Consider the following 24,241-nt stretch of genomic DNA (forward strand, 5'->3'; position numbering starts at 1 on the left):
ATTAATTTAATATTGAACTATCATTATCACTAGCCACCAATCCATAAGACTCGGCAAACTCACTTAAATTCTCATCGTAACTCGATGCGGTTTCCATTTTACTAAACGCAACAACATTTAGCACTACTATACAAACCAAAGCTGCTAATTGTAATTTAGGCGTAAACCAATTCCAAACACTCTGTTTTTCATCCTTTTCGGCAAATAAAACCTGCATGGTTTTATCTTTAAAAAAAGGAGATACGTTTACAGGTTCCATAGCATCAAGCGCATTAAAAGTGCTATCCACTTTATCTTGTATATTTTTTTTTGTTTCCATAACTCTGTGTTATATAGTATTAGATGCAATAATTTTTAAAAACTTGCGTTAAATCTCATTTTTATAAAAATTTTCTAACAATTTCTGCAAATTCTTCCTTGCCCTAAACATTAAAGACTCTACTGAGGACACACTTTTTTCAATTATATCACTTATTTCCTGGTAACTTTTACCATCTACCTTATGCAACGTAAATACCACCTTTTGCGCATCTGGCAATTGATTTATGGCAAAAAACAACGTCTCGCTCTTCTCTTTATTTTCCAAAATAACCCCTGGATGATTCATTTCAGTAAAATAATTGGTTTTATCCAATGGCATATCATTACCAGTAATAGCTTGTAAAAAAGCAAAACGTTTTTTGGTATTACGCTTCCTTATAAACTCCAAACACTTGTTGGTGGTAATCCTGTAAATCCAAGTCGACAATTTAGAGTTTCCTTTAAATTTCGATATCGAATTAAACACCTCAACAAAAACATCTTGAGCAATATCCTCGGCATCCTCCTTATTAGGCACAAACGACATACAAGTAGCAAAAACCTTTTGTTGGTATTCGTCTAACAACTTCCCATACGCATTCGCATTACGGTTTTGCAATCCCTCTATAAATTCGTTTTCTGTCAAAAAGTATTAATCTGGGTTTAACCCTAAAGAATCAGGATTAACAATATCAATATAAGTCATCAAAGTTAAGCTTTTATAAAAACTAGATAAATAATGGATGAAAAAAATTTAATCAAGCCTTAATTCTATTTGGGCGTTTCCCTATCGGGTCAGGCTTTACGTTGCAAGTCCTCGGTCGTTCCTCCCTGTGGGCTTTCCACTGCAATCCTTAACGCAGGTACACGAGCGCAGGTCATCTCCTAATACCTTATAAATCCCATCTGCTAGCACCGTATTTAAAGTCACAAAACAAAAACAAGTAACCTATAAAACAAACCATTTTAAAACCTGTAAACAAGTTAAAAATTAACCATTTAAAAACGTACCTTTGCAGCCTTATTTAAATACCATGCGATTACACAGAAACCTCTGCTTTGCAGTTATAGACGGCCTAACATTAATCTTCAACGAAGGTAAATACGCCGATAAAGTTATACAACAACTATTAAAACGCGATAAACGTTGGGGCTCTCGCGATAGAGGCTTTGTTGCCGAAACCACATACGATATGGTACGTTGGAAACGTCTGTACGCCGAAATTGCAGAAGTTAAAGAACCTTTTGATCGTGATAACCTATGGCGCATGTTTGCCGTTTGGGCAACCTTAAAAGGTATAAAATTACCAGACTGGAAGTATTTTGAAGGCACACCATTACGTAAAATTAAAGGACGTTATGATGAACTTTCGAAAGTGCGACGACTAAAAGAATCTATTCCAGATTGGATGGACGAAATTGGCCGTAAAGAATTAGGCGATGCCGTATGGAGTAAAGAAATAGCAGCTTTAAACGAGCAAGCCGACGTTATTTTAAGAGTTAACACCCTTAAAACAACCAAAGAAAAATTACAAACCGAATTATTCGATTTAGATATTGAAACCGAATTTATAGACGGTTACCCAAGCGCACTTAAATTACGCGAACGTGCTAATGTGTTTGCTACCGAAAACTTTAAAAATGGTCATTTTGAAGTTCAAGATGCCAACTCGCAATTAGTAGCCGAATTTTTAAATGTGCAACCAGGAATGCGCGTGGTTGATACTTGTGCTGGTGCCGGCGGAAAAACCTTGCACCTAGCTTCCTTAATGGAAAATAAAGGGCAAATTATTGCAATGGATATCTATGGCAATAAATTAAACGAATTAAAACGTCGAGCAAAACGAAACGGTGCTCACAATATAGAAAACCGTGTAATAGAATCTACAAAACCAATTAAAAAATTATACGACAAAGCAGATCGTGTTTTAATTGATGCACCATGTTCGGGCTTAGGTGTTTTACGCCGTAACCCAGATGCTAAATGGAAACTACAACCCGAGTTTATAGATAAAATAAAAGAAACTCAGCAAGACATTTTACAACAATATTCTAGAATGTTAAAAGTAGGTGGACAATTGGTTTACGCAACTTGCTCGGTATTACCTTCAGAAAATCAAAATCAGGTTAAAACCTTTTTAGCCTCAGAAGCTGGAGCAAATTTTGAACTAGTAAAAGATAAAAAACTACTATCTCATAAATCTGGATTCGATGGTTTTTATATGGCTTTGTTGGAGCGTAAGGCATAATTAAACATTATTATATAGTTTTATAAAACTTAAAAATCCTGATAGACACTCTATCAGGATTTTTTTATGCGCTATATAAAATAAGTCAAAATTTTACGAATACTAATAATTTTCTGAAAGTTCGGTTAACACTTTAACAGCTTGTTCTGCATCGTTTTTATCAACAAAAATATGGTCGTGATAAAATCCTGCAATAACATTACAACTAATATTATGTTTAGTTAATACCTCTGCAAATAATGCAGTTAAACCAACAGCATCCAAAGCCGAATGCACCTCTAAAGTTATCCAACGCGCAACAAAATCATATTTAAGATCTAACGCATCTGCCTTTAATTTTGACATTACAAGGGTTATGCCCTCCGCTTCTTTAAACTCACATATCGTATCTTCTCTTTTGATTTCTCCAAAATCCTTCACCGTTACAAAAACATAATTCCCTTGGTTTAACTTTGGGTTCATGCTTCGTACTAACTTTTCTAAATTCTTCTCACCAGTCATTACTTCTTATTTTATTCAAAATATTAAAACCAAAAAAGTAAAGTAACAAAAAACCGACTTAATATAAACATGTTTTTCCAAAAGCATGTAACTCAAAAAAACAATAACTGCTTTTTCACCCTAATTAAAAGTTAAATAACTAGACATTAATTTTCTAACAGTGTTACATTTTATAAATTCAGTCGTTTATTAAGTATAAGCATCTTTTAATATATGAATTTAAAAATTACGTTAGTAATATTATTAGTAAGTCTGAATGCAATTTCTCAAAATATCACAGCACAGCTTATAGATAAAAACACAAAAGCGGCAATACCTTATGCCACCATAAAAACAGGTGTTAATTCGGGCGTCATTTCTAACGAGGACGGTTACTTTACCATTGGTATAAAAAATGAAAACCTCATAATTTCATGCATGGGTTACCAAAGTAAAACCATAACGCCTTCCAGTATAAAATTACTTAACTATACCATTGAGCTAGAAGAAGCCATAAACCAACTTGGTGAAATTTATATTAGTAACAGCCCCCCTAATGCCGATAGTATTATTAAAAAAGTAAAACAAAAGCTAAGTAGTAACTATAGCAACGTGTTAAATAAACACAATATATTTAAGCGAGATACCGATTATGCAAATTTTACTGGTTTAGAATTTGAAATTGAAAAGGCATCGCATGTAAAAAAACGAAACCTTGAATCGGCCAATACCAGTTTAAAAGCTCTATCTAAAACAATTAAAGAAAGTGATCTGGTTAATTTTACCGATTTTAAAGGTGAAATTTTCATATTGAACAAAGACAGCACGAAATTAACCGTAAAAAAAGCGACGTCTTTATTAGATGCTAAAAACGATTTTTCATTTGATAAAATTCAAGAAAAATCTCAAAATATCGTTTTAAATTATCTAGACAGCACCAAAACCTACAAACTTAAATCTGGACTTTTTAAAATAGAAGATTCACTGTCTCTAAAAAATGAATTTCAAGAAGAAAAACAAAAACACGAATATAAGGTGGCTACGCTTAATAAAAGCACACGCTCAATATTAAGGCACGCACAGTTTTTCGAAGACTCTTTTTTAAACGCCATTTTAGATTTTAACCTATATGAATATACTTATAACGATGCCGTATTTAATGCCAATGAATTAATACATCTTATCACATTTACTCCTAAAAAAGGAAAAGCAAAATATACTGGACAATTGTTTATTAGTGACCACACTTACGCTATAACTCAAGTGAATTATAACTATTATAAAAACAGACATGGCAAAAAAGTGAACTTAAAATTTGTTTTAGGTGTAAAATATATGGAAAACGTTAGCGAAGGCACCCTTTTATTTGAAAAGGACAGCAGCAACATGTACTACCCTAAATACATAAATCGAACTTCGGGCAGTTACTTTTTTGTAAAAAGAGATCTCAAATTTATTGAAAATAGTAACGAAAGAAACAAAGTAAGTTTTAGCTTTAAAATTGAAGGTAATAATCGAACCAAGGAAGAACTTTTATTTACATCGCACAGCAAATTAAATTTGAAAACCTTCCATGCTATTAACCAGGATTCTATTGTACCATACAAACAGCTAAACAAGTTTGAAAAAACGCTTTGGGACAATGAACAAATTATAGAACCTACTTTGGAGATGAAGTCTTTTGAACCTAATTAAAACTAATCGTTTATAAAAAGAAACATATCTCCAGTTTTAAAACTAATTTCAATTGTATCTTCTACAGCCTTATTACGCGTACCAATACGTCTGCCAAAAAATAAAGCTTCGTCGTTTAGTGCATATTCTAAGCCCTTTGTAACAATCCCCATTGCTTTAGGAAAAGGAAATAAAGACACACGTTTACCTAAACAATTAGACAGTTTCACCTTTGTATCAGCAAGAAAATAAACCCCATAATTATCAAAAAAAGTAATTTTGAGCTTATTCTGCCATTGCAAAGCGGTATGCAAATTACCCAAAAAATGATCTTGCTCTTGCCCACTTGCCCCATAAACATGAATATCGCTAAAACCCCTATCAAACAGAATCTGTAAAATTTTATCAAAATCTGTAAAATCTTGATTTGGTGTATGAATTACTTCAACACTTTTTGGAATAGCGGTTATAGAATCGAAATCGCCACTAATAAAATGAGGCACAATGTTATTTGCTTTTAAAAAGCTGTATGCCCCATCTGTAGCACAAACCATTTTATAATTTTTCAAATCGGGAATAGACCTAGGGTGCTCGCCATTCAAAAATAAACATACTTGCTTCGTATTCATCTTAACAAAAATAGGAAAGTTAAAGGACATTTATTTCCAATAAAAAAAACCTTTATATAAACAACATAATAAGCGTTAACACTAAACCAAAAGCTGTAAAATACAGTCCTTTTTTAAAGATTTTAGTTTTTGGCATAAACATCCAAAAGGAAGAAATAGAAAAGAAAAACAGCGATACCCCTGAAAATATGTTTAAATAAAATAAAGGTTCGGCCGATGTAGCTTTATGCAAATGCGTCATTCTATCCACTACATAAGGCAACTCCTTATTAGTATATTTAGCTAACCCTGTAGTTTTATTATACTGGCCATTTTTAAATAAAATTAAATCGCCTTCTATTTTTTCTGGCCTAAACCGTTTAATTTTTAAAGCACGACCAAGTGCTTCGCCGCTTAAATTTGGTTTTATTGTTTTTTCTACTATGGTTTCACTTTTTAAAAAATCGGTGTTTCTAAAAATTAAAATAACACCGCTTAATGAGTAAACAATCATTACGCCAATTAAGAAAAATCCTAAATAACGATGTATTATACGCATCCATTTTTTCGTCATAACTATTTTTTTTTATGGGGTTTGACTAAGCTACCTGATAAAGGTTTAATTGAATTCTAAAAAAAGTTAAGTACACCCTTTCATAACTCTTCAATAAAAATTAGCATAAAAAAATCCTAAACATAACGCTCAGGATTCTTATATATTTAAAATGTATTTATATTATCCTTCTGGATGCATAAATTTTTGCTTAGCCAATAATTCTTCTTCAGTTTCAACAACATCTTCATCAGGAACACAACAATCTACAGGACATACCGCCGCACATTGAGGTTCATCATGGAAACCTTTACACTCCGTACACTTATCTGGAACAATATAGTAAAGCTCATCGCTAACCGGCTCTTGTGGCTCATCAGCATCAACTTCTTTCCCATTAGTTAGAACTACTGTACCATCTAAACTAGTACCATCTTTATAGCGCCAGTCATCAGCACCTTCATAAATTGCCGTATTTGGACATTCAGGTTCACAAGCCCCACAATTTATACACTCGTCTGTTATTATAATTGCCATAGTAATTTTTTATCTTTTAAAATTAAAGAACTCTATTTGAGTTTCCTTAAATTTGCAGTTGCAAAAATAAAGCCAAAACTATTCATAACCAAATAAAGGATGCAATTACAAGAAAGAATTAATGCTTTTGTAAAGTTAGGAGATTTTTTACGACAATTTTCTAAAGAAGTATTCCATAAAGCCGAAAATATTGAACATAACGAATTATTCTTCGATGGTTTTAAGCACCAATTAAAATTAGCCAAAGAAAACAACGGCTGGTTTACAGAAGAAAATATTAGTTTCTCCCTTAAATCGTGGTCCGATGCGCTAACCACAGAAAATTTAAACACTTGGTTAGCCCCGTACAAGATTGAAAATAATACGCCAAAGCAAGTCGCTATAATTATGGCTGGTAATATTCCACTAGTGGGATTTCACGATTTTTTATCTGTTTTAATTTCAGGACATCACGTTTTGGTTAAACAATCCTCAAACGACAAACACTTACTACCCTATTTAGCAAAATACTTGGAGTATGTAGAACCTCAATTTAAAGGAAGCATTTCTTTTACAGAAGCTAAAATTGAAAACTTCGACGCTGTAATTGCTACGGGAAGCAATAATACAGCACGTTATTTTGAGTTTTATTTTAAAGATAAACCTTCAATTATTAGAAAAAACAGGAATTCTATAGCGATTTTAACAGGAAACGAAACGCCTGAAGATTTAAAAAACCTCTCGGAAGATATTTTTAGATATTACGGTTTAGGTTGCAGAAATGTTTCAAAAGTTTTTGTACCTAAAAACTATGATTTTAAAGTGCTTTTTGAGTCTATTTACCATTGGCACCCTATTATTGAAAAAGCCAAATATGCTAATAATTACGACTATAATAAAGCCGTTTATTTAATGAGCGAATTCGATATGTTAGAAAACGGATTCTTCATGATTAAAGAAGATGAAAGTTTTGCCTCTCCAATTGCGACCCTATTTTATGAATATTATGAAAACGCTTCAGAATTAAAAACAAAATTAGAATCAAAAAAAGATCAAATTCAATGTATAGTTTCGAAAGGATTCGATAAAAATGAAATCGCATTTGGAGCTACTCAAAAACCTCAACTTTGGGATTATGCGGATGATGTTGATTCTGTTGAATTTTTGTTAGCAATTTGACGAAAAAATTATTAATAATTTAACTAATTTTATCCAATTAATTAGCACCTTTGTTTCTTTAAATTTTATAACATTTCATCCTTTTAAAAAAATAAAGGATACTTAATAAAAACGGAGTATTAATTAAATTTAGCCCGAAAATTCACTTTCCTTTTAAAGAAAGTTTAGGGGTAGAACAAAAATGAAAAAACATAACTTTAGTGCCGGACCAAGTATTTTACCACCAGAAGTATTACTTAAAGCTTCTCAAGCCGTTGTCGATTTAGACAACAGCGGGTTATCCTTAATAGAAATATCCCACAGAAGTAAAGCTTTTGTTGATATTATGGAAAATGCTAGATCTTTAGCTTTAGAGCTTTTAGGTTTAGAAGGTAAAGGATACAAAGCTTTGTTTTTACAAGGTGGAGCAAGCACACAATTTTTAATGGTAGCTTTAAATCTTTTAGAAAAAAGAGCTGGTTATTTAAATTCTGGAGCTTGGGCAGCAAAAGCTATTAAAGAAGCTAAAATTTACGACGACGTATACGAAGTAGGGTCTTCAAAAGATGCTAACTATAATTATATTCCTAAAGGTTATGATATACCTGAAGATTATGATTATTTCCATTGTACATCAAATAACACTATTTATGGAACGCAAATGAAATCGTTTCCAAAAACTAATATTCCATTAGTTTGCGATATGAGTAGTGATATTTTTTCTCGTACTTTAGATTTTACTCAATTTGATTTAATATACGCAGGAGCTCAAAAAAATATGGGCCCTTCTGGAACAACTCTAGTAATTATAAAAGAAGATATTTTAGGAAAAGTATCTCGTAAAATTCCATCAATGATGGATTATAAAACCCATATCGATAAAGGTAGTATGTTTAATACGCCTCCTGTATTCCCTATATACACAACCATGTTAACTTTAGAGTGGTTAAAAGGTTTAGGTGGTATTCAGGAAATCGAAAAAGAAAACGAAAAGAAGGCTCGTTTAATGTATTCTGAAATAGACTTAAATCCATTATTTAAAGGTTTTGCTACTAAAGAAGATCGTTCTAACATGAATGCAACGTTTACGCTTGAAAACGAAAACCTAAAAGACACTTTTGAAACCATGCTTAAAGAAGCAGGTGTAAGTGGTGTAAACGGACACAGAAGCATTGGTGGTTACAGAGCTTCAATGTACAATGCTATGCCTATTGATAGTGTAAAAGTATTAGTAGAAGTAATGAGCGAATTAGAAAGTAAAGCTTAAAAAACAGCTTTTTTATTTCCATGAAGGTGGAACTCTCAAAAAGTAACTAAAATAAATTATTAAGATTTCCTCCTTTGGAGGGAATACCAAAAATAAATTTCAATGAAAGTATTAGCAAACGACGGAATTTCTCAAAGCGGTATTGATGCCTTAACAAAAGGTGGATACGAAGTGATAACAACAACCGTAGCTCAAGAACAATTAATTAACTACATCAACGAAAAAGACATTACTGTTTTATTAGTACGCAGTGCTACTACAGTACGTAAAGATTTAATTGATGCATGCCCAGGATTAAAAATTATTGGTCGTGGTGGTGTTGGTATGGATAATATTGATGTTGAGTATGCTCGCGAAAAAGGTTTAAGTGTTATTAATACCCCTGCAGCATCTTCACATTCTGTTGCTGAATTAGTATTTGGACACTTTTATGGTTTATCTCGTTTTTTACATAACTCAAACAGAGATATGCCTTTAGAAGGAGACAACAACTTTAAAGGTCTTAAAAAAGCTTATGCAAAAGGAACCGAACTTAAAGGAAAAACTTTAGGTGTTTTAGGTTTTGGCCGTATTGGTCAAGCTACAGCGAAAGTAGCTTTAGGTGCTGGAATGAAAGTAGTAGCTTTCGATCCGTTTTTAGATCAAGTAGATTTAGAATTAGAATTTTTTGATGGTCAAAAAGTAAATTTCGAAATTAAAACCATCTCTAAAGAAGACGTTTTAAAACAGTCTGATTTTATTTCACTTCACGTTCCTGCTCAAAAAGAATACGTTATTGATGAAGCAGAATTTAACATGATGAAAGATGGCGTTATTATTGCTAACGCTGCTCGTGGTGGTGTTCTTAATGAAGTAGCTTTAGTAAAAGCTATTGAAAGTGGTAAAGTTGCAAGAGCTGCTTTAGATGTTTTTGAAAAAGAACCAAAACCAGAAATGCAATTATTAATGAACCCTGCCTTATCTTTAACACCTCATACTGGTGCGGCAACTAACGAAGCTCAAGATAGAATTGGTACAGAATTAGCGTCACAAATAATTAGTATCTTAGGGTAGTAATAAACAAAATGTGACCAAAGTATTATAAATGAGTCCTAACTATAAAGTTGGGACTTTTTTTTGTACATTAATCTTCCAATTTTTATTCATAATTATTAATTAAAATATTTAACAAAACATCATGGCAGGAATTTTAGATTTATTAAACAGCGACCTAGGAAAAACTATTATTAGCGGAGTGGCAGGTTCTACTGGTAACGACTCAAATAAAACAAGTAGTGTATTAACAATGGCCTTGCCTGTATTAATGAAAGCTATGGAACGTAATGCCTCAACACCAGAAGGTGCTGCAGGACTTATGGGTGCCCTTCAAGGCAAACACGATGGTAGTATTTTAAACAACCTAGGAGGGTTATTTGATGGTGGTGTTGATGAAAATGTAAAAGAAGATGGTTCGAAAATATTAAACCACGTTTTAGGAGCAAAACAACAAGGTGTAGAAAAAATTATAGGTGAAAAATCTGGCTTAGATACCGATTCTGTAGCTAACATATTAAAAGTTGCTGCCCCAATTTTAATGGGTGTTTTAGGTAACCAAGCGAAACAACAAAACGTAAGTGCTTCAAATGGTATTGGCGATTTATTAGGCGGTATGCTTGGAGGAAATTCAGCTACTCAAGATCAAAGTTTCTTAGAAAAAATTCTTGATGCAGATGGTGACGGTAGTGTTATTGACGATGTTGCAGGAATGGTACTTGGCAATGCAAGTAAAAAAGGCGGTATTGGTGGTCTTTTAGGAGGTCTTTTTGGAAAATAAGATTCCTGATATTTATAAAGTAGTAAAAGAGCTAAACCTAAGGTTTGGCTCTTTTTTTTTGTTAAATACCACGGATACACAACAACTCCATCTAGTTTTTTGTAAATTTATAAATAAACTAGCAGCCATAACTCAATGAAACCACCACTTTACTCATTCTAGCTTTTATTAAAAATTAACTGGTACTACTTTTACAATAATCATTTAAACTAAGTGTCAATTATGAAAAAATTAATCTTTGTATTACTAGCGTCGGTTTTCGTTTATACCTGTAACAGTTCTAAAACTACAACATCTAATGCAGATGAACGCTTAGAAAACCTTAAAGCAAATGATACTGTTAAAATTGCTAACGACGAGATTGAATACGAAATTATAATAATTGAACCCGGATTTAACTTTTGGTTAGCTAGTAGAGCCAAACAAAGAGGTTATTACTCCCAATCCTTTTTAGAGAACAGAAACCATCAATATGTCATGGCATGGAACCAACGCGTCACTCAACCTCAACGGTTTGACCCGAACTTATACGAATTGCAAATCGATTATCAACCTCATATAGATTACGGTTACGAGGTTAATTATATGTTATACAACTATTTTATTTACTTCCAGCTAACCTATAAGCAAAGATTAGGAGCTTTTGTTCCCCGTATTTAAATCCCTTTATTTATTTTTGCACAAAAATTGCAAAGAGTGGATAAATTAAAAACACGTTGGGAAATAAAAAGCAATTGGCAATTTATATTCCCTTTATTAGGACTATTAGGCTTAGGCTACTCGGCTTTTAGGCTTTCCTCCTTGTTTTTAAATAATTCTAATATTGTCTTTAATTTAATTTTAAGTACAATACTCTTTTTTGCCCTTTTAAAACTAGTGCTTTTTATTTTTTCGAAACTTGAAAAAAAGTGGGATGTAACCTATAGATGGGAACTTATTTCTATATTCTTAGTCTTTGCTATTACGGGCTCTTCTTCAGTATTTGTAGGCAGGCCAATAATTAAGTTAATGGGAATAAATAAAGACAACTTACCCACCTTTTTATATTGGTTTTTATATATCATTATCGGGTTTATTTTTTATCAAATTTTACTTGTATTGATAGGTTGGCTATTTGGTCAGCATAAATTTTTCTGGAATTTCGAAAAGAAAATGTTACGCCGACTAGGTTTAAAACGCTTTGTAGATTAATGCATGTAGTTAGGGAACATATCGTTTTTAGATTACTAACCGTTGTGTTGGTAGTAACGTTATTAATTCCTGCCGGAGTAAAGTTAGCACATGTTTTCGAACATCATAATCACAAAGTTTGTTTAGGTGACGGTAGTACACATATTCATAAAGTCGATTTAGATTGTGAGTTTCAAAAATTTAGTATTACTCATCACTTTCAATTATCGGAAGAATTTATTGAGTTTTTTCAAACCCTATCCCCTGCTCGCAATTACAGTCTAACATATCAATTTCTTAATAATCATCGGCCTTTATCTTTCTCTTTAAGAGGGCCTCCATTTTTAGTTTAAAGTAAAATTATTTCTCATTTTAATAGCTTAAAATAAGAAATGATACTAGCATTTTTTTTTAAACTAAAATTTAGTAATGAAACACTACACATTGATTATAGTATGTTGTTTATTCGGCATTGCTTATGGTCAAAACTGTAATTATAAGCTTTCTGGTAACGTACATGATTTCCATGATGGTTCTGCAATAACTGGTGCTGCCATATATATTGAAACCTTAGACAGATATACAACATCTGATATTGAGGGCAACTATAGTATTGAGAATCTCTGTAAAGGACTTTTAACTCTAGAAATTTCGCATTTAGGGTGCGAGACAAAAAGAATAGAAGTTAAAATTAATGGAGATACGCAATATGAAATTAATATGGAACACCATATTGAGGAACTTAATGAAATAAAAATTGATGCCAGCGGAAACCCTAGGTTAACAAAAACGTCTCAAGAAACGCAGTTAAAAGCAAAAACGCTTGAACGCTTTAGTGCTTTTAGTCTTGGTGATGCTTTAAAACGAGTAAGTGGTGTGTCGTCCATTAATACGGGAAACACGATTGTAAAACCAGTAATTAATGGTTTGCATAGTAGCCGTATTGTTGTTATGACAAATAACGTGCGCTTGCAGGATCAAGAATGGGGAATTGAACATGCACCAAACATCGATTTAAATTCTGCAGGACAAATAAACGTTATTAAAGGTGCCAATGCCTTAGCTTATGGTGGCGATGCTATTGGCGGTGTTATTGTGCTAAAACCTAAAAACATTAGTTTAAAAGATTCCCTTTACGGCAAAACCATTTTGGGTGCCCAAAGTAATGGTCGCGGTTATAATGTATCCTCCTCATTAACCAAATCTTGGGAAAAAGGATGGTATTTAACTGGGCAAGGGTCGTACAAACGCTTTGGCGATTTTAAAGCCCCAAATTATTACCTAACCAATACGGGTATGAACTCGAAAGGTCTATCCGTAAATACTGGGTTTAAAACTTTCGAAAAAGGATTCAATATCTTTTACAGCTACTTAAATAATGAAATAGGCATTTTAAGGGCCTCCCATATAGGAAGTGTAGAAGATTTAGTAAACGCGATTAACAACCAAGAACCGTTAGTTCAAGACAATTTTAGTTATGCTATTAGTGCTCCAAAACAAGAGGTAACGCACCAAGTTCTTAAAGCAGATTTTTACAAACGATTTAAAAAATTTGGGCGTTTAGAAGTTCAATACGACTTCCAAAACAATCAAAGGTTTGAGTACGATATTCGAGTTGGCGACGATAAAGATAAAGCTGCTATAGATTTAACATTAAAAACGCATACCCTAAAATCTGATTTAAAAATAGACTCTAACACCAACGCTATTTATAAGTTTGGGTTAAATCTTGGTTTCCAAAATAATTTTGCAAACCCAGAAACTGGTGTAAGACGATTAATTCCTGATTATGATAAATATGATTTCGGAATTTATGCTATTTCAGACTTCAAAATAGGCGATAACACCAATCTAGATTTTGGTTTACGTTACGATTTTAGTAAAATAGATGCTAAAAAGTTTTATCTAACAAGCCGTTGGGAAGAACGCGGTTACGATGAAGATTTTGCCAATATTGTCATAGACGATTTAGGAACACAGCTATTAGCAAACCCGGTGCTAACGTATCATAATGTTTCGGCTTCAGCCGGACTTACCCATCATTTTAACGCGACTAACTCTGTGATTTTTAATTACGGATTAGCAAACAGAGCGCCAAATCCTTCCGAGTTGTTTAGCGATGGTTTGCACCACTCTGCAGCACGAATAGAATTAGGCGATTTGCGTATAAAGCAAGAAACATCAAACCGTATTGGTGCTTCGTATTTATTTAAAAATGAGAAACTGTCCATAAACCTAGAAAGCTATGTAAATCATATTAACGATTATATTTATATAAAACCAACAGGTACAGAGTTAACCGTAAGAGGTGCTTTTCCGGTTTGGGAGTATTTACAAACTAACGCCCTGTTATATGGCTTAGATGTAAGTGTAAATTATAAATTTAACGACCAGTGGTTTTTAAATAATAAAACAGCGTTTATAAAAGGTAGAGACCTAACTCAAAAAGAAGCCTTAATTGATATGCCTTCTTTTAAAACGGTTAATACCCTAGGATACTCAAATAAAAAGTGGCTAAATTTTAATGCCGAATTACAAAGCGAGTTGGTTTTAAAACAAAACGATTATCCCGATAATAATTTTGAGGTGTATATTCCAACCACCGAAGAATTTGTTTTATTAGATATTAGTACACCACCTCCTACCTATCATTTAATGCATTTTGAAAGTGATATTACAGTAAAACTTTCTAAAAAAACAAATTTAAATATAGGTCTAAATATTTCAAACATTTTTAATACTTCTTATAGAGAATACCTTAACAGATTAAGATATTTTGCCGATGATTTAGGAAGAAATTTTATGTTACAATTAAAATTAAATTATTAATAATTAAAAAAACACGAAGAATGAAAACTTTAAAAAAATTATCACTATTATTTATTTCAGCATTAGTATTTACAGCATGTTCTAGCGACGACGATAATCCAGAACCTGTAAACGAAGAAGAAGTAATAACAACCCTAACAGCTACTTTAGTACCTGTAACGAGTGGAACAACTGTTACTTTACAAACAAGAGATTTAGATGGCGACGGACCAAACGCTCCTGTTGTAATTGTATCTGGAGCTTTAGCTGCCAACACAACATATAATGGAACACTTGAGCTTTTAAATGAAACAGAATCGCCTGCCGAATCTATAAATGCTGAAATTGAAGAAGAAGATGACGAACACCAATTTTTCTACCAAGTAACTAACAGTCTTGCGACTTTTACTTATGAAGATTTTGATGGCGATAGCAACCCTGTTGGTTTAGCATTTACCGTAACAACTAGCGCTACACTAGGTACAGGAACATTAACTATTACTTTAAGACACGAACCTAATAAAAGTGCTACAGGTGTAAGTGATGGCGATATTACAAATGCTAGCGGAGAAACAGATTTTCAAGCTGTATTTAATATCGCAGTAGAATAAGTACCGTTTCTTATTTTTTTACATTAAACTTCATAAAAAAAGCTACACCGTTGGTGTAGCTTTTTTTCATATTAATATATAACTAGAAACTTACCTAGAATAATTAGGCGATTCATTGGTAATAGTAACATCATGCGGGTGACTTTCGTTAATACCACTTGACGTAATTTTTACAAACTGTCCAATTTCTTTAAGGGTTTCAATATCTTTTGCACCACAGTAACCCATTCCAGCACGTAAACCACCAACAAATTGGTGGATACTTTCGTTAAGTTCCCCTTTATAAGGTACACGTCCTACAATACCTTCCGGTACTAGTTTTTTAATATCATCTTCTACATCTTGGAAATAACGGTCTTTACTTCCTTTTTTCATAGCTTCCACCGATCCCATACCACGATACGACTTAAATTTTCTGCCTTCGTAAATAATAGTTTCTCCTGGAGATTCTTTAGTCCCAGCTAATAACGAGCCTAACATAACAGTATCTGCACCAGCTGCAATAGCCTTAGGAATATCGCCTGTGTAACGAATACCACCATCGGCAATTACCGGCACACCGCTTCCTTTTATAGCTGCGGCAACTTCTAATACTGCAGAAAACTGCGGAAATCCAACACCTGCAACCACACGTGTTGTACATATAGATCCTGGTCCTATCCCAACTTTAACAGCATCGGCACCTGCTTCAACTAAATATTTAGCTGCTGCACCTGTTGCTATATTTCCAACTATAACATCCAATTCAGGAAACTTCGCTTTTACGGTTTTTAAAACCTCAACCACACCTTTGGTATGTCCGTGTGCCGTATCGATAATAACAGCATCGACACCTGCATTTACTAAAGCTTCTGCTCTTTCAACAGCATCTGCGGTAACACCTAATGCTGCTGCAACACGTAAACGACCATATTGGTCTTTATTAGCATTTGGTTTCTGACTTAGTTTTGTAATATCTCTAAACGTTATTAAACCAGATAATTTAAAATTATCGTCAACAATTAATAACTTTTCAATTTTATGTTCTTGTAGAATTAATTCCGCATCTTGTAAAGACGTTCCAACAGCTGCGGTAACTAGGTTTTCGCTAGTCATCACCTCAACAATTGGTCTTTTGTTATCGTGCTCGAAACGTAAATCTCTATTGGTAACAATACCTTTTAAAGTACCATCTTCGGCAACAATAGGAATACCACCAATACTGTATTCTGCCATATACTTTTTAGCATGCTTCACTTTAGCTGTAAGCGGTAAAGTAACGGGGTCTATAATCATCCCACTTTCTGCACGTTTTACTTTTTTAACTTTTTGTGCTTGAGCCTCAATAGACATATTTTTATGTAACACACCAATACCACCTTCTTGCGCCATGGCAATAGCCATTTTACTTTCGGTTACCGTATCCATGGCAGCCGATATAATAGGTACGTTAATAGTAATATTACGTGTAAATTTTGTTTGAATATTCACTTCTCTAGGAAGTACTTCAGAAAAAGCTGGAACTAATAGAACGTCGTCATAAGTTAAACCTTCTCCTACAATTTTGTTTTCTTGTGCAGTCATGTTGCAATTATAATTATAATTGCATGCAAATATACGACTAAATTATAAGATATTATGTTAACTTTTGTATCTGTTTTTACAATACGGTTTAAGAACCTTTATAGCGTAGTGATAACGGTCTTCCGGATTGGCTAACTCACCTGTAAACCTAACGGATTTAGGAACCACCAAACTGTATAAACCTTGTCCTTTGGCTATGCGTTTTAAGGTTTTTAAACTTTTAATGTCCATGACCTTATAAACCTCTTGAATCCAATTGTATTGTTCTTCTTTTAAAATGTCACAATCCCAGTTTTCGGCGTCTTTACCTTTTAAAATTATAGGCGATTTATGTAATGCCCTAAGCTTAGGAAAAGCGTTATTAAAAACCGTTTTGTTACCTAAATAAACATATTGCTTAATATCCTTATTAAAAAACAACGTATAAGGAAAGGCATCGAAAAGGCGCATTTTCTCTGAAATATAATGTGCCATCTGTACCCAATTAACCTCGTGCCCCTTTTTATCTAAAAGGGTATACAACCACTTATAGAAATCGCGGCGTTGCTGGATATTCTCGTATTCTTGAAAACCATTATGTTTAAGATTATACACATTGGCATTTTGCCATACTAGCGTATTATTAACACGATCGGTTTTTAGCCAATGCGAAGCCGTTATTGTATTTTGGTTAGTGGCTTTTTGATAGGTCTTTAAGTTTTTCCACTCTTTAGCATAAGCGGACGTATTTAAAATGACTAGTAGTAATAAAAAGGACCATCGAAACATACTTTAAAAGTAAGTGAAATTTTAATTACATTTACTTTAAGTATAAAAATTCACGGCGCTATAGGTACTAATTAACCTCTTCCGCCTCCGCCTCCAGAACCTCGACCTCCACGATTACCCCTTACATTCATTTTTTGGCCTGCAAAACTTCCAAACTTATAGGTAAAGTTTAGCATAAAATACTGCTCCAGAATTTTGTTTTCTACATCCTGAATATAGGTTTCTGTAACGGAACGTCTGTAGCCATTATTTTTACCTAACATATCGTAACCTACCAAGGTTAAAGTCGCTTGATTATCCCAAAGTTCGATACCCAAACCAGCATTCCAAAATACAGCATCGCCATCAAACTCATCGCCTACTGTACTATTATAACGGTACGACACTTTATTAGTAAGAAAAACATTTTTTAAGAAAAATATGGAAGCTTCAAAGTCTAAATTTTGAACAAAAAAGTCGTTGCCATTAAAAACATCAGTATCAAAAATACTTTCTGTAGTCGAGTAACTATAGGCCGCACTAAAATCTAATTTTTGATCGTATGAATATTTAAACGAAACCGATGGCCTAATATTAGTTGTTTTAGCCGTAAACTTAATACCGTTTTGTTCCGTTATATTGTTTTTATAGCTTCCGTTTAATCGCACATTTAGATTAATATTGGTCTTTTTACTAAAATAAGATTTAGAGAAAGCCACATTTCCAGATAATGAATAATCGCCATTGGTATTACTATAGGTTGTAAATTTGTTTAAATCGGCATCTGTAGTGGTTGAATTGATTATTTTATCTTGAACAAAATCTGCCCTAGCATTTCCTGTAATATTGATATTATGAAATGCTAAATTATTCTGATAATCGAATCTTAAATTATGACTTAGTTCTGGTTTTAAAAACGGATTACCAACACGAATATGAGTAATATCGCTAACATCCTCAACAGGTTGTAACTGACTTACAGAAGGCAAATCGATACCTTGACTATACCTTAAGTTAATGTTTTTATAGCCGTTTTTATCGCGGTATCGTATTCTTGCAGAATAGGTTGCGTATTCAAAATCTGCTTTAAAATCTCGTGCAACCACTAAGCGATCTCTATAATTACGGTAAGTATTGGTATAACCTCCTTCTACTTCAAAACGGAAATCTTTAAATTCGTATCTTAATTTTAAGGCGGGTCTTACGGTTGTAGTGGTGTAATTACTTTCGGAACTTAAAATGTCGTTAAAATCATCGAATTCCTCCGAAACGTCGTTATAATCATAAACATACTTTTCGTTATTTTGAGCGTTAACAGCCACATAATATCGTGGCATAATTCTGAAATCTGTAAACAACTCTTTACTCCAAAGGGCATTTAACCTAATATTACTACTATTATTATCGTTATTAGTAATTTGATTTTGAGTAACGGTTTCATTTCTATTATAAAGAATATTTTCTGAAAATTTTTCGCTATCGGTCATGCCTTTACTAAAATCTGTATCTAAACTAATATTTAAATAATCCCGTCCTTGCCCGGTAATAGTTGTAACTCTAAACTCATTGTTAAGATTATAACTTGAAGAGGTTGACTGATTTTGAGAGGAATAATCGCTAATTAAATCACCATCGGTAGATTCTGAGGTTTTTAATGAAGTTGAACCCGAATCGCTACTTGAGGTATTAAAATCGATTTCATTTGAAAGCTGTACTCTTTTTTTAGACAGCTTATTTTTAGGTTTGATTATAAATTTTAAATCGGCTCCTGCTTGATGCTTTTCAGAATCATTAAAACTTGTACTTTCAGAATTGGTATTGTAGTTTAAATCGGGTAAAAAATTCTGTGTGTAACTTTTTTGGGCCTTATCATTATTTTGAGCGCTATACTTGTAATTTCCGTTTACTCGGGTTTCATTCCACTTCCCTTTGGTATAATTTGCACCAACAAAATCCGATTTCATATCACCCGTACTCGTATCGGTATCTGGAAGCGCATTAAACCCACGCGACATATTAATGTTATTTGTGCCGCCAATTACCCCTAATTGCTTGCCGTCTATAACCTGAAAAATGTTAGCATTAGCCTGATATTTATCGTCGGTACCGTAACCGGCTTTAACATCGCCAAAGGAACCTCTATTTTTACCTTTTTTAATTTTAAGATTTATTTCTTTGGTACCAGAATCTGACTCTTCGCCAGTAAATTTCTGCATATTGGTTTTATAGTCTGTAACTTGAACCTTACTAACCACATTACTAGGTAAGTTTTTTAATGCTATCTCCCCTTTCTTTTCGCCAAAAAAGCTCATGCCATCCACATTAATAGCTTCTACCTCAACACCGTTATAGGTTATATTACCATCTAAATCTATTTCTATACCAGGTAATTTTTTAAGTAAATCTTCTGCCTTATCATTTGGCAATGTTTTAAAACTATCGGCATTATATTCTATGGTATCCTTTTTTATAACAACCGGAGGCGCCCGGGTAATAATAGAAACGGCATTTAAACTTTCGGCTTGATCCTCCAATGCTATTATTCCCATTTTTAAATCGTCTGCAGCTGGTACATCAATATCTTTTTTATAGGGTTTATAGCCTAAATAAGCAATATTGAAAATGGTTTTAGTATCCTCTTCCGCATTAACATTTATGGAAAACTCACCGTTTTTATTTGTAATACCATAAGCAATAGGCACGCTATCCTTTATACTTTGAAAATAAACGGTTGCGCCTTCAAGAACAAAATCCGATTGATCTTTAACAATGCCTTCGGCAGTAAATTTTTGAGCAAATAAAGTAGTGGAAAAAAGTAATACTGATAAAATTATAAAATTTTTCAAGCTGATTTAGTTTGTAGTGGTTAAAAAGTTTAGACCAATACAGTAAGAAAAGGTTTAACCACAACCTTGTTAAAAAAATCTTAAAATAATTTAGAATTTAATTTGCAGTGTAGTGTACCAGTTTCTTGGCGCAGAAGGAATAATACCTGGTCCTGGATAACCTGTGGCTCTTCTGGTAAAATAACTATTATCTAGCAGGTTATTTATTCCAGTTTCTATTTTGAAATTTTTATAACTATAGGACACCGATGCATCTAAAATATTGTACTCTGGAATTTCGCCTACCACACCACTTTCACTAGCGGTAACCGAGTTTGTAGCATCGGTAAATTGGCTTCCTAAATAGCTGTATTGAATATTAGCTAAGATATTTTTATAGCCTCCGTTAAGTCCCATTTTTAAATTTAAATCGGGAACAAACTCTACTTTATTTCCTTTAATACCTGCCTTTTCTGAAGCTGTATATTCCGAATTAATTACTGATGTATTTAAAAAATAATTAAGTTTAAAATCATTATTCAACCCTATAATTTTCTTCAAATTAAAATCGAATAAAGATTCTACACCATACATAACGGCATCTCCAATATTACCACGTTCGTTTTTAATGCTTCCATCGGTATCTACAATAGTTACAAAACCAATTCTTTTTTTATAGAAAAGTCCGAAAACACCCAAATCGTAAGACACGGCATTATTAAAATTTCCACGAATTCCTAAATCGGTTGTAAAGCCTTCTTCATCTGTAATATCTGGACTAATAAGAAAGGCAGGATTATCTATATTTATATCTGAAAATGTTACCGAACGGTAATTTTGAGACACATTACCATAGGCTTCAAAATTGGTATTAGGCTTGTAACTTAGTCCTAAACCTAATAAAACAAACGAACGCTCGAAGTTTTGATTATCTTCAACGGTTTCTTCAAAAATAACATTGCCAGCCGCATCTGTATTTATGTTTTTATAAAACCCTTCACTTTGAGTTTTTATATATTCGAATCTAAAACCAGGGGTTACTGAAAACTTATCGGAAACATAAAAAATATTTTCACCAAAAACCGATGTATTTAAGTTAGGTAAATCGAATTGTGATTGACTTGGGTAATTAGGAAATTCTTCTGAAGCAAAGGAGAAATCAGCATCACTTCCATCTGTTCCCGGACCTTGCTGCTGATAATTATCGGCTTTGTAAAACTTAGCACCAATTAAAAAGGTAGCATCCTTACTAAACGCTTTGTATTTGGTAAGCAAACGAGACTCAAAACCAAAATTATTAAAATCACCTTTTATTAAATCGCGTTCGGTACCAGAATCTACTTGACTTACTCTATTGGTTCTAAAACCTAAAGCATCTCTAGACGCATTTAAACCAAAAAAGTTAAAGGTAAAGTTTGTTTGTTCTGAGAATTCGTGAGCAAATTTTAAATTATAAAGTAGCCAATTTACTTGAAACCAATTTCGCTCGCGATTGCTCTGTAAAGGGTCTTCATTAAACATGGCATCGGTTAAACCTCCAGCTTGTTGCGCCAAATAATCTAAATAGGTTACTTCGCCTTCTAGTTTTGTTTTCTTATTAAATTGATACCCAATATGCGCATAAGTATTTACCGATTCGAATTCTGAATTAGGTCTAAAGCCGTCTCCTTTTTTATAGTTAACAAATGCATAATAACTCAATTTATCTTGGGTTCCACTAAAGCTTGTAAAATTAGTATACAAACCAAAGCTTCCCACCGTGTTTCTTGTAATAACTTCTAAAGCTGTATTAGGGTTTGGTGCTTTCATTTTAAAGTTAATTAAGCCACCAAACTGCGTCCCGTATTGTAATGAAGCCGCACCACGAATAACCTGAATTTCCGATAAACCCTCGGAAGCTGGTGTGTAATAACTTTCCGGATACCCTAACACATCGGCACTAATATCGTAACCATTTTGGCGTGTATTAAAATTTGCTGTTCGGTTAGGATCCAAGCCACGGCCACCAATATTAAGTTGCAAGCCGGCATCGTCGTTTTGATAAATATTTAAACCTGCCACCTGACTGTATATTTGACGAGCGTTGTTGGCCGCCAAATTAGCCATAGATTGCTCTACTAAAACAACCTCTGTTTTCTTACCCGCGTAAATAGCTGTTCCCTCAACATCCTTTAAACGTTGTAATTCGAAGACACGTTGCTTTCTTGCTGTGATTTCAACTTCGGATAAATTTTGAGTTAAATCATTTAATATAATTTGTAATTCTGAAGTGGTTTCCGGAGTAATCGTAATTTCTTCAACCTCATATTCAAATGAAAAAAACACTAAGGTTAATTCTTTTTTATAAGTTTGAAACTGAAAATAGCCCGAAGCATCGGTTGTTGCTAAAACACCTGAAGCCTTATCGTAAACCTTAACATCCGAAATGGGTTGCTTTGTTTCTGAAAAGATTACCGTTCCTGAAACTTCTTGTTGAGAAAACGCAGAAACACTAAAAAGTAGTGCTATTATAATTTTAAAGTCCTTTAATGTCATCCTTAAATGGTAAAATCCAATGTTTGGGTTTAAATGATTCTTTTTCGGCGTACAAATCTACGGTTTTATCTATTAAAGGCGCGCTTAATCTGCCATTTAAAGCCACATAACTTTCTACAAACACTTGTACATTTTCATGTCCTTGAGCTGTAAAATAATCGCCTAAAAAGTGGGCATACTCCAATATAAAATCGGGTTGCGCGCTCATTTGTTTTTCCTGTAATGGAGTTAAAAAATCTTTATTATTCACATAGAAAAAGGCCCCTGTTTCTTTATTTACAATTTTAAATGTTGAAATACCCATTTTTTCCATAAGCATAACCCGCCATGAAAATCGGTAACCTTCCTCGCTCCAAAACAATTCGTTTGGATATAACATATACCTAAAAGGAAGTACTAACTGAACAACAAAAAACGCCCCTAAAAGTATCGTAATAGGTTTTCTGAATTGATACGTATAAACGCTGTGCTGTACTACTGAATATTTAGTGTTACAGAAAGATACTATACGCTTTATAAAGCTGATAATTTTAAGATGTAAATCGGCATCAAAAAAGATTAATGTAGATACAATCATTATAAACGGAAACATGCCTATTGGAAATAGCACTCTAGTAAACACATGAAATATTACGACCAAAACAAAGGCAAAAACACGTGTTTTTCTGTAAAGTAATAAAAACGGAATACTTAAATCGTATAAAGCACCACTCCAACTCATGGCGTAATGAAACCAGGTTTGGTGCATTAAGGTATCGCCAATAAGTGGTAAATCGTATTTTGAAGGCAACCAGATTTTTAAAGGTTGTGCTTTAAATAACCAATCGCTATTTAGTTTGGCTAAACCAGCATAAAAATAAACAATGCCCAATAGGAGTTTTACACTATCAATGGTCCATTTAGGGATATTATTATAGCTTTTTTTATGCCATAAATTATCTACCGAAAAATGCGCATTGGCCGGTAAAAAAATCATTAAAAAGCTTAATAACGAAATAAAATAATAGTGGTTTAAATAGGAGGTTTTATCCATCAATTCGATGTAGGTAAAACTCAAAAAGAAGGTTATTATAGCTAGCCTGTATTTTAAACCAATTGCTACAAAACATGCCGATAGCCCACAAATAATAAAGATAATATAAGTATAAACACCAAGTGGTTTAACCCATTCGAAACCATAATAGGTAAAGTGAAATTTTGGTTGAATGTATAGTGTTTCTATCCAACCGTGATACCAAAAACGAATAATGCTAAAACACATCATAACACCAAATAAAACACGAAATACAGCCAATGGAGCTGCATTTGTAGTTTGGTTTAGATATGTTTTTATGTTTAACACGGTTTTTATAAAATGAACCCTA

General features: G+C 33.2%; 22 protein-coding genes. 11 read left to right on the plus strand and 11 right to left on the minus strand.

Features of this window, described 5'->3' with window-relative positions:
- Window position 1 precedes the first annotated feature (1 nt).
- Both ABJM36_RS00375 and ABJM36_RS00380 read right to left on the minus strand, forming a co-directional pair.
- The gene (locus tag ABJM36_RS00375) at window positions 2–319 is read right to left on the minus strand and encodes a hypothetical protein (protein WP_348448010.1); all 318 of its coding nucleotides are present in this window, start codon (window positions 317–319) and stop codon (window positions 2–4) included.
- Window positions 320–367: 48 nt separating this feature from the next.
- A complete protein-coding gene (locus tag ABJM36_RS00380; protein ID WP_348448012.1) occupies window positions 368–946 on the minus strand; it encodes an RNA polymerase sigma factor in 579 nt (192 codons plus the stop codon).
- A 388-nt stretch (window positions 947–1,334) separates the two neighbouring features.
- Between ABJM36_RS00380 and ABJM36_RS00385 the strand changes: the two genes are divergently transcribed.
- Window positions 1,335–2,549, plus strand: a complete 1,215-nt coding sequence (locus ABJM36_RS00385) for an RsmB/NOP family class I SAM-dependent RNA methyltransferase (RefSeq protein WP_348448099.1) — start codon at window positions 1,335–1,337, stop codon at window positions 2,547–2,549.
- Window positions 2,550–2,651: 102 nt separating this feature from the next.
- On the opposite strand, the gene ABJM36_RS00390 is transcribed toward ABJM36_RS00385, so the two are convergent.
- Window positions 2,652–3,050, minus strand: a complete 399-nt coding sequence (locus ABJM36_RS00390) for an ACT domain-containing protein (RefSeq protein ID WP_348448014.1) — start codon at window positions 3,048–3,050, stop codon at window positions 2,652–2,654.
- 213 nt (window positions 3,051–3,263) lie between these two features.
- On the opposite strand from ABJM36_RS00390, the gene ABJM36_RS00395 reads away from it, so the two are divergent.
- Complete coding sequence (locus ABJM36_RS00395) at window positions 3,264–4,724, plus strand: carboxypeptidase-like regulatory domain-containing protein (RefSeq protein ID WP_348448016.1); 1,461 nt, start codon at window positions 3,264–3,266, stop codon at window positions 4,722–4,724.
- Between the two features lie 2 nt (window positions 4,725–4,726).
- On the opposite strand, the gene ABJM36_RS00400 is transcribed toward ABJM36_RS00395, so the two are convergent.
- From ABJM36_RS00400 to ABJM36_RS00410, 3 genes are all read right to left on the minus strand, one after another.
- On the minus strand, window positions 4,727–5,332 hold the full coding sequence (locus tag ABJM36_RS00400; protein ID WP_348448018.1) for a thiamine diphosphokinase: 606 nt from the start codon (window positions 5,330–5,332) through the stop codon (window positions 4,727–4,729).
- A gap of 52 nt (window positions 5,333–5,384) precedes the next feature.
- Window positions 5,385–5,885: a hypothetical protein gene (locus tag ABJM36_RS00405; RefSeq protein WP_348448020.1), complete on the minus strand. Its 501-nt coding sequence runs from the start codon at window positions 5,883–5,885 to the stop codon at window positions 5,385–5,387.
- Between the two features lie 162 nt (window positions 5,886–6,047).
- Window positions 6,048–6,401 (minus strand): 4Fe-4S dicluster domain-containing protein, encoded by a 354-nt coding sequence (locus ABJM36_RS00410; protein WP_144117886.1) that lies wholly within the window; start codon window positions 6,399–6,401, stop codon window positions 6,048–6,050.
- 99 nt (window positions 6,402–6,500) lie between these two features.
- Between ABJM36_RS00410 and ABJM36_RS00415 the strand changes: the two genes are divergently transcribed.
- The 9 genes from ABJM36_RS00415 to ABJM36_RS00455 all read left to right on the plus strand — a co-directional run bounded on the left by ABJM36_RS00415 (window position 6,501) and on the right by ABJM36_RS00455 (window position 15,207).
- Window positions 6,501–7,559: an acyl-CoA reductase gene (locus tag ABJM36_RS00415; RefSeq protein WP_348448023.1), complete on the plus strand. Its 1,059-nt coding sequence runs from the start codon at window positions 6,501–6,503 to the stop codon at window positions 7,557–7,559.
- A gap of 181 nt (window positions 7,560–7,740) precedes the next feature.
- Window positions 7,741–8,805: a 3-phosphoserine/phosphohydroxythreonine transaminase gene (gene serC, locus ABJM36_RS00420; RefSeq protein ID WP_348448025.1), complete on the plus strand. Its 1,065-nt coding sequence runs from the start codon at window positions 7,741–7,743 to the stop codon at window positions 8,803–8,805.
- A gap of 102 nt (window positions 8,806–8,907) precedes the next feature.
- The gene (locus ABJM36_RS00425) at window positions 8,908–9,858 is read left to right on the plus strand and encodes a D-2-hydroxyacid dehydrogenase (RefSeq protein ID WP_348448027.1); all 951 of its coding nucleotides are present in this window, start codon (window positions 8,908–8,910) and stop codon (window positions 9,856–9,858) included.
- 124 nt (window positions 9,859–9,982) lie between these two features.
- Window positions 9,983–10,618, plus strand: a complete 636-nt coding sequence (locus ABJM36_RS00430; RefSeq protein WP_348448029.1) for a DUF937 domain-containing protein — start codon at window positions 9,983–9,985, stop codon at window positions 10,616–10,618.
- 222 nt (window positions 10,619–10,840) lie between these two features.
- On the plus strand, window positions 10,841–11,278 hold the full coding sequence (locus ABJM36_RS00435; protein WP_348448031.1) for a DUF6146 family protein: 438 nt from the start codon (window positions 10,841–10,843) through the stop codon (window positions 11,276–11,278).
- A 36-nt stretch (window positions 11,279–11,314) separates the two neighbouring features.
- Window positions 11,315–11,809, plus strand: coding sequence for a DUF6787 family protein (locus tag ABJM36_RS00440; protein ID WP_348448033.1), 495 nt, complete (start codon window positions 11,315–11,317; stop codon window positions 11,807–11,809).
- Complete coding sequence (locus ABJM36_RS00445; protein ID WP_348448035.1) at window positions 11,809–12,141, plus strand: hypothetical protein; 333 nt, start codon at window positions 11,809–11,811, stop codon at window positions 12,139–12,141. Before ABJM36_RS00440 ends, ABJM36_RS00445 begins: the two co-directional genes overlap by 1 nt.
- A gap of 76 nt (window positions 12,142–12,217) precedes the next feature.
- Window positions 12,218–14,617 (plus strand): TonB-dependent receptor, encoded by a 2,400-nt coding sequence (locus ABJM36_RS00450; RefSeq protein WP_348448037.1) that lies wholly within the window; start codon window positions 12,218–12,220, stop codon window positions 14,615–14,617.
- Between the two features lie 20 nt (window positions 14,618–14,637).
- Window positions 14,638–15,207 carry a type 1 periplasmic binding fold superfamily protein gene (locus ABJM36_RS00455; RefSeq protein WP_348448039.1) on the plus strand — a complete coding sequence of 190 codons (570 nt, stop codon included), beginning with the start codon at window positions 14,638–14,640 and terminating at the stop codon, window positions 15,205–15,207.
- A gap of 90 nt (window positions 15,208–15,297) precedes the next feature.
- On the opposite strand, the gene guaB is transcribed toward ABJM36_RS00455, so the two are convergent.
- The 5 genes from guaB to ABJM36_RS00480 form a co-directional block, all read right to left on the minus strand.
- Complete coding sequence (guaB, locus tag ABJM36_RS00460; RefSeq protein ID WP_348448041.1) at window positions 15,298–16,770, minus strand: IMP dehydrogenase; 1,473 nt, start codon at window positions 16,768–16,770, stop codon at window positions 15,298–15,300.
- A 57-nt stretch (window positions 16,771–16,827) separates the two neighbouring features.
- The gene (locus ABJM36_RS00465; RefSeq protein ID WP_348448043.1) at window positions 16,828–17,538 is read right to left on the minus strand and encodes an Insecticidal toxin complex protein; all 711 of its coding nucleotides are present in this window, start codon (window positions 17,536–17,538) and stop codon (window positions 16,828–16,830) included.
- 71 nt (window positions 17,539–17,609) lie between these two features.
- On the minus strand, window positions 17,610–20,363 hold the full coding sequence (locus ABJM36_RS00470) for an outer membrane beta-barrel protein (RefSeq protein ID WP_348448045.1): 2,754 nt from the start codon (window positions 20,361–20,363) through the stop codon (window positions 17,610–17,612).
- 90 nt (window positions 20,364–20,453) lie between these two features.
- Window positions 20,454–22,877, minus strand: coding sequence for a TonB-dependent receptor (locus tag ABJM36_RS00475; protein WP_348448047.1), 2,424 nt, complete (start codon window positions 22,875–22,877; stop codon window positions 20,454–20,456).
- Window positions 22,858–24,219 (minus strand): HTTM domain-containing protein, encoded by a 1,362-nt coding sequence (locus tag ABJM36_RS00480; RefSeq protein ID WP_348448049.1) that lies wholly within the window; start codon window positions 24,217–24,219, stop codon window positions 22,858–22,860. The genes ABJM36_RS00475 and ABJM36_RS00480 overlap by 20 nt, the downstream gene beginning before the upstream one ends.
- Window positions 24,220–24,241 lie beyond the last annotated feature (22 nt).

Source organism: Algibacter sp. (assembly GCF_039977455.1).
In the GTDB taxonomy this organism is placed as follows: Bacteria; Bacteroidota; Bacteroidia; order Flavobacteriales; family Flavobacteriaceae; genus Algibacter_B.

Excerpts from the sequence above, each read along its gene's own strand:
- ABJM36_RS00435 (WP_348448031.1), top strand. The coding sequence starts at position 10,841 with ATGAAAAAATTAATCTTTGTATTACTAGCGTCGGTTTTCGTTTATACC.
- ABJM36_RS00390 (WP_348448014.1), bottom strand. The coding sequence starts at position 3,050 with ATGACTGGTGAGAAGAATTTAGAAAAGTTAGTACGAAGCATGAACCCA.
- ABJM36_RS00450 (WP_348448037.1), top strand. The coding sequence starts at position 12,218 with ATGAAACACTACACATTGATTATAGTATGTTGTTTATTCGGCATTGCT.
- ABJM36_RS00425 (WP_348448027.1), top strand. The coding sequence starts at position 8,908 with ATGAAAGTATTAGCAAACGACGGAATTTCTCAAAGCGGTATTGATGCC.
- ABJM36_RS00455 (WP_348448039.1), top strand. The coding sequence starts at position 14,638 with ATGAAAACTTTAAAAAAATTATCACTATTATTTATTTCAGCATTAGTA.
- ABJM36_RS00465 (WP_348448043.1), bottom strand. The coding sequence starts at position 17,538 with ATGTTTCGATGGTCCTTTTTATTACTACTAGTCATTTTAAATACGTCC.
- ABJM36_RS00445 (WP_348448035.1), top strand. The coding sequence starts at position 11,809 with ATGCATGTAGTTAGGGAACATATCGTTTTTAGATTACTAACCGTTGTG.
- ABJM36_RS00385 (WP_348448099.1), top strand. The coding sequence starts at position 1,335 with ATGCGATTACACAGAAACCTCTGCTTTGCAGTTATAGACGGCCTAACA.
- ABJM36_RS00395 (WP_348448016.1), top strand. The coding sequence starts at position 3,264 with ATGAATTTAAAAATTACGTTAGTAATATTATTAGTAAGTCTGAATGCA.
- ABJM36_RS00405 (WP_348448020.1), bottom strand. The coding sequence starts at position 5,885 with ATGACGAAAAAATGGATGCGTATAATACATCGTTATTTAGGATTTTTC.
- guaB (WP_348448041.1), bottom strand. The coding sequence starts at position 16,770 with ATGACTGCACAAGAAAACAAAATTGTAGGAGAAGGTTTAACTTATGAC.
- ABJM36_RS00430 (WP_348448029.1), top strand. The coding sequence starts at position 9,983 with ATGGCAGGAATTTTAGATTTATTAAACAGCGACCTAGGAAAAACTATT.
- ABJM36_RS00415 (WP_348448023.1), top strand. The coding sequence starts at position 6,501 with ATGCAATTACAAGAAAGAATTAATGCTTTTGTAAAGTTAGGAGATTTT.
- ABJM36_RS00475 (WP_348448047.1), bottom strand. The coding sequence starts at position 22,877 with ATGACATTAAAGGACTTTAAAATTATAATAGCACTACTTTTTAGTGTT.
- serC (WP_348448025.1), top strand. The coding sequence starts at position 7,741 with ATGAAAAAACATAACTTTAGTGCCGGACCAAGTATTTTACCACCAGAA.
- ABJM36_RS00410 (WP_144117886.1), bottom strand. The coding sequence starts at position 6,401 with ATGGCAATTATAATAACAGACGAGTGTATAAATTGTGGGGCTTGTGAA.
- ABJM36_RS00400 (WP_348448018.1), bottom strand. The coding sequence starts at position 5,332 with ATGAATACGAAGCAAGTATGTTTATTTTTGAATGGCGAGCACCCTAGG.
- ABJM36_RS00375 (WP_348448010.1), bottom strand. The coding sequence starts at position 319 with ATGGAAACAAAAAAAAATATACAAGATAAAGTGGATAGCACTTTTAAT.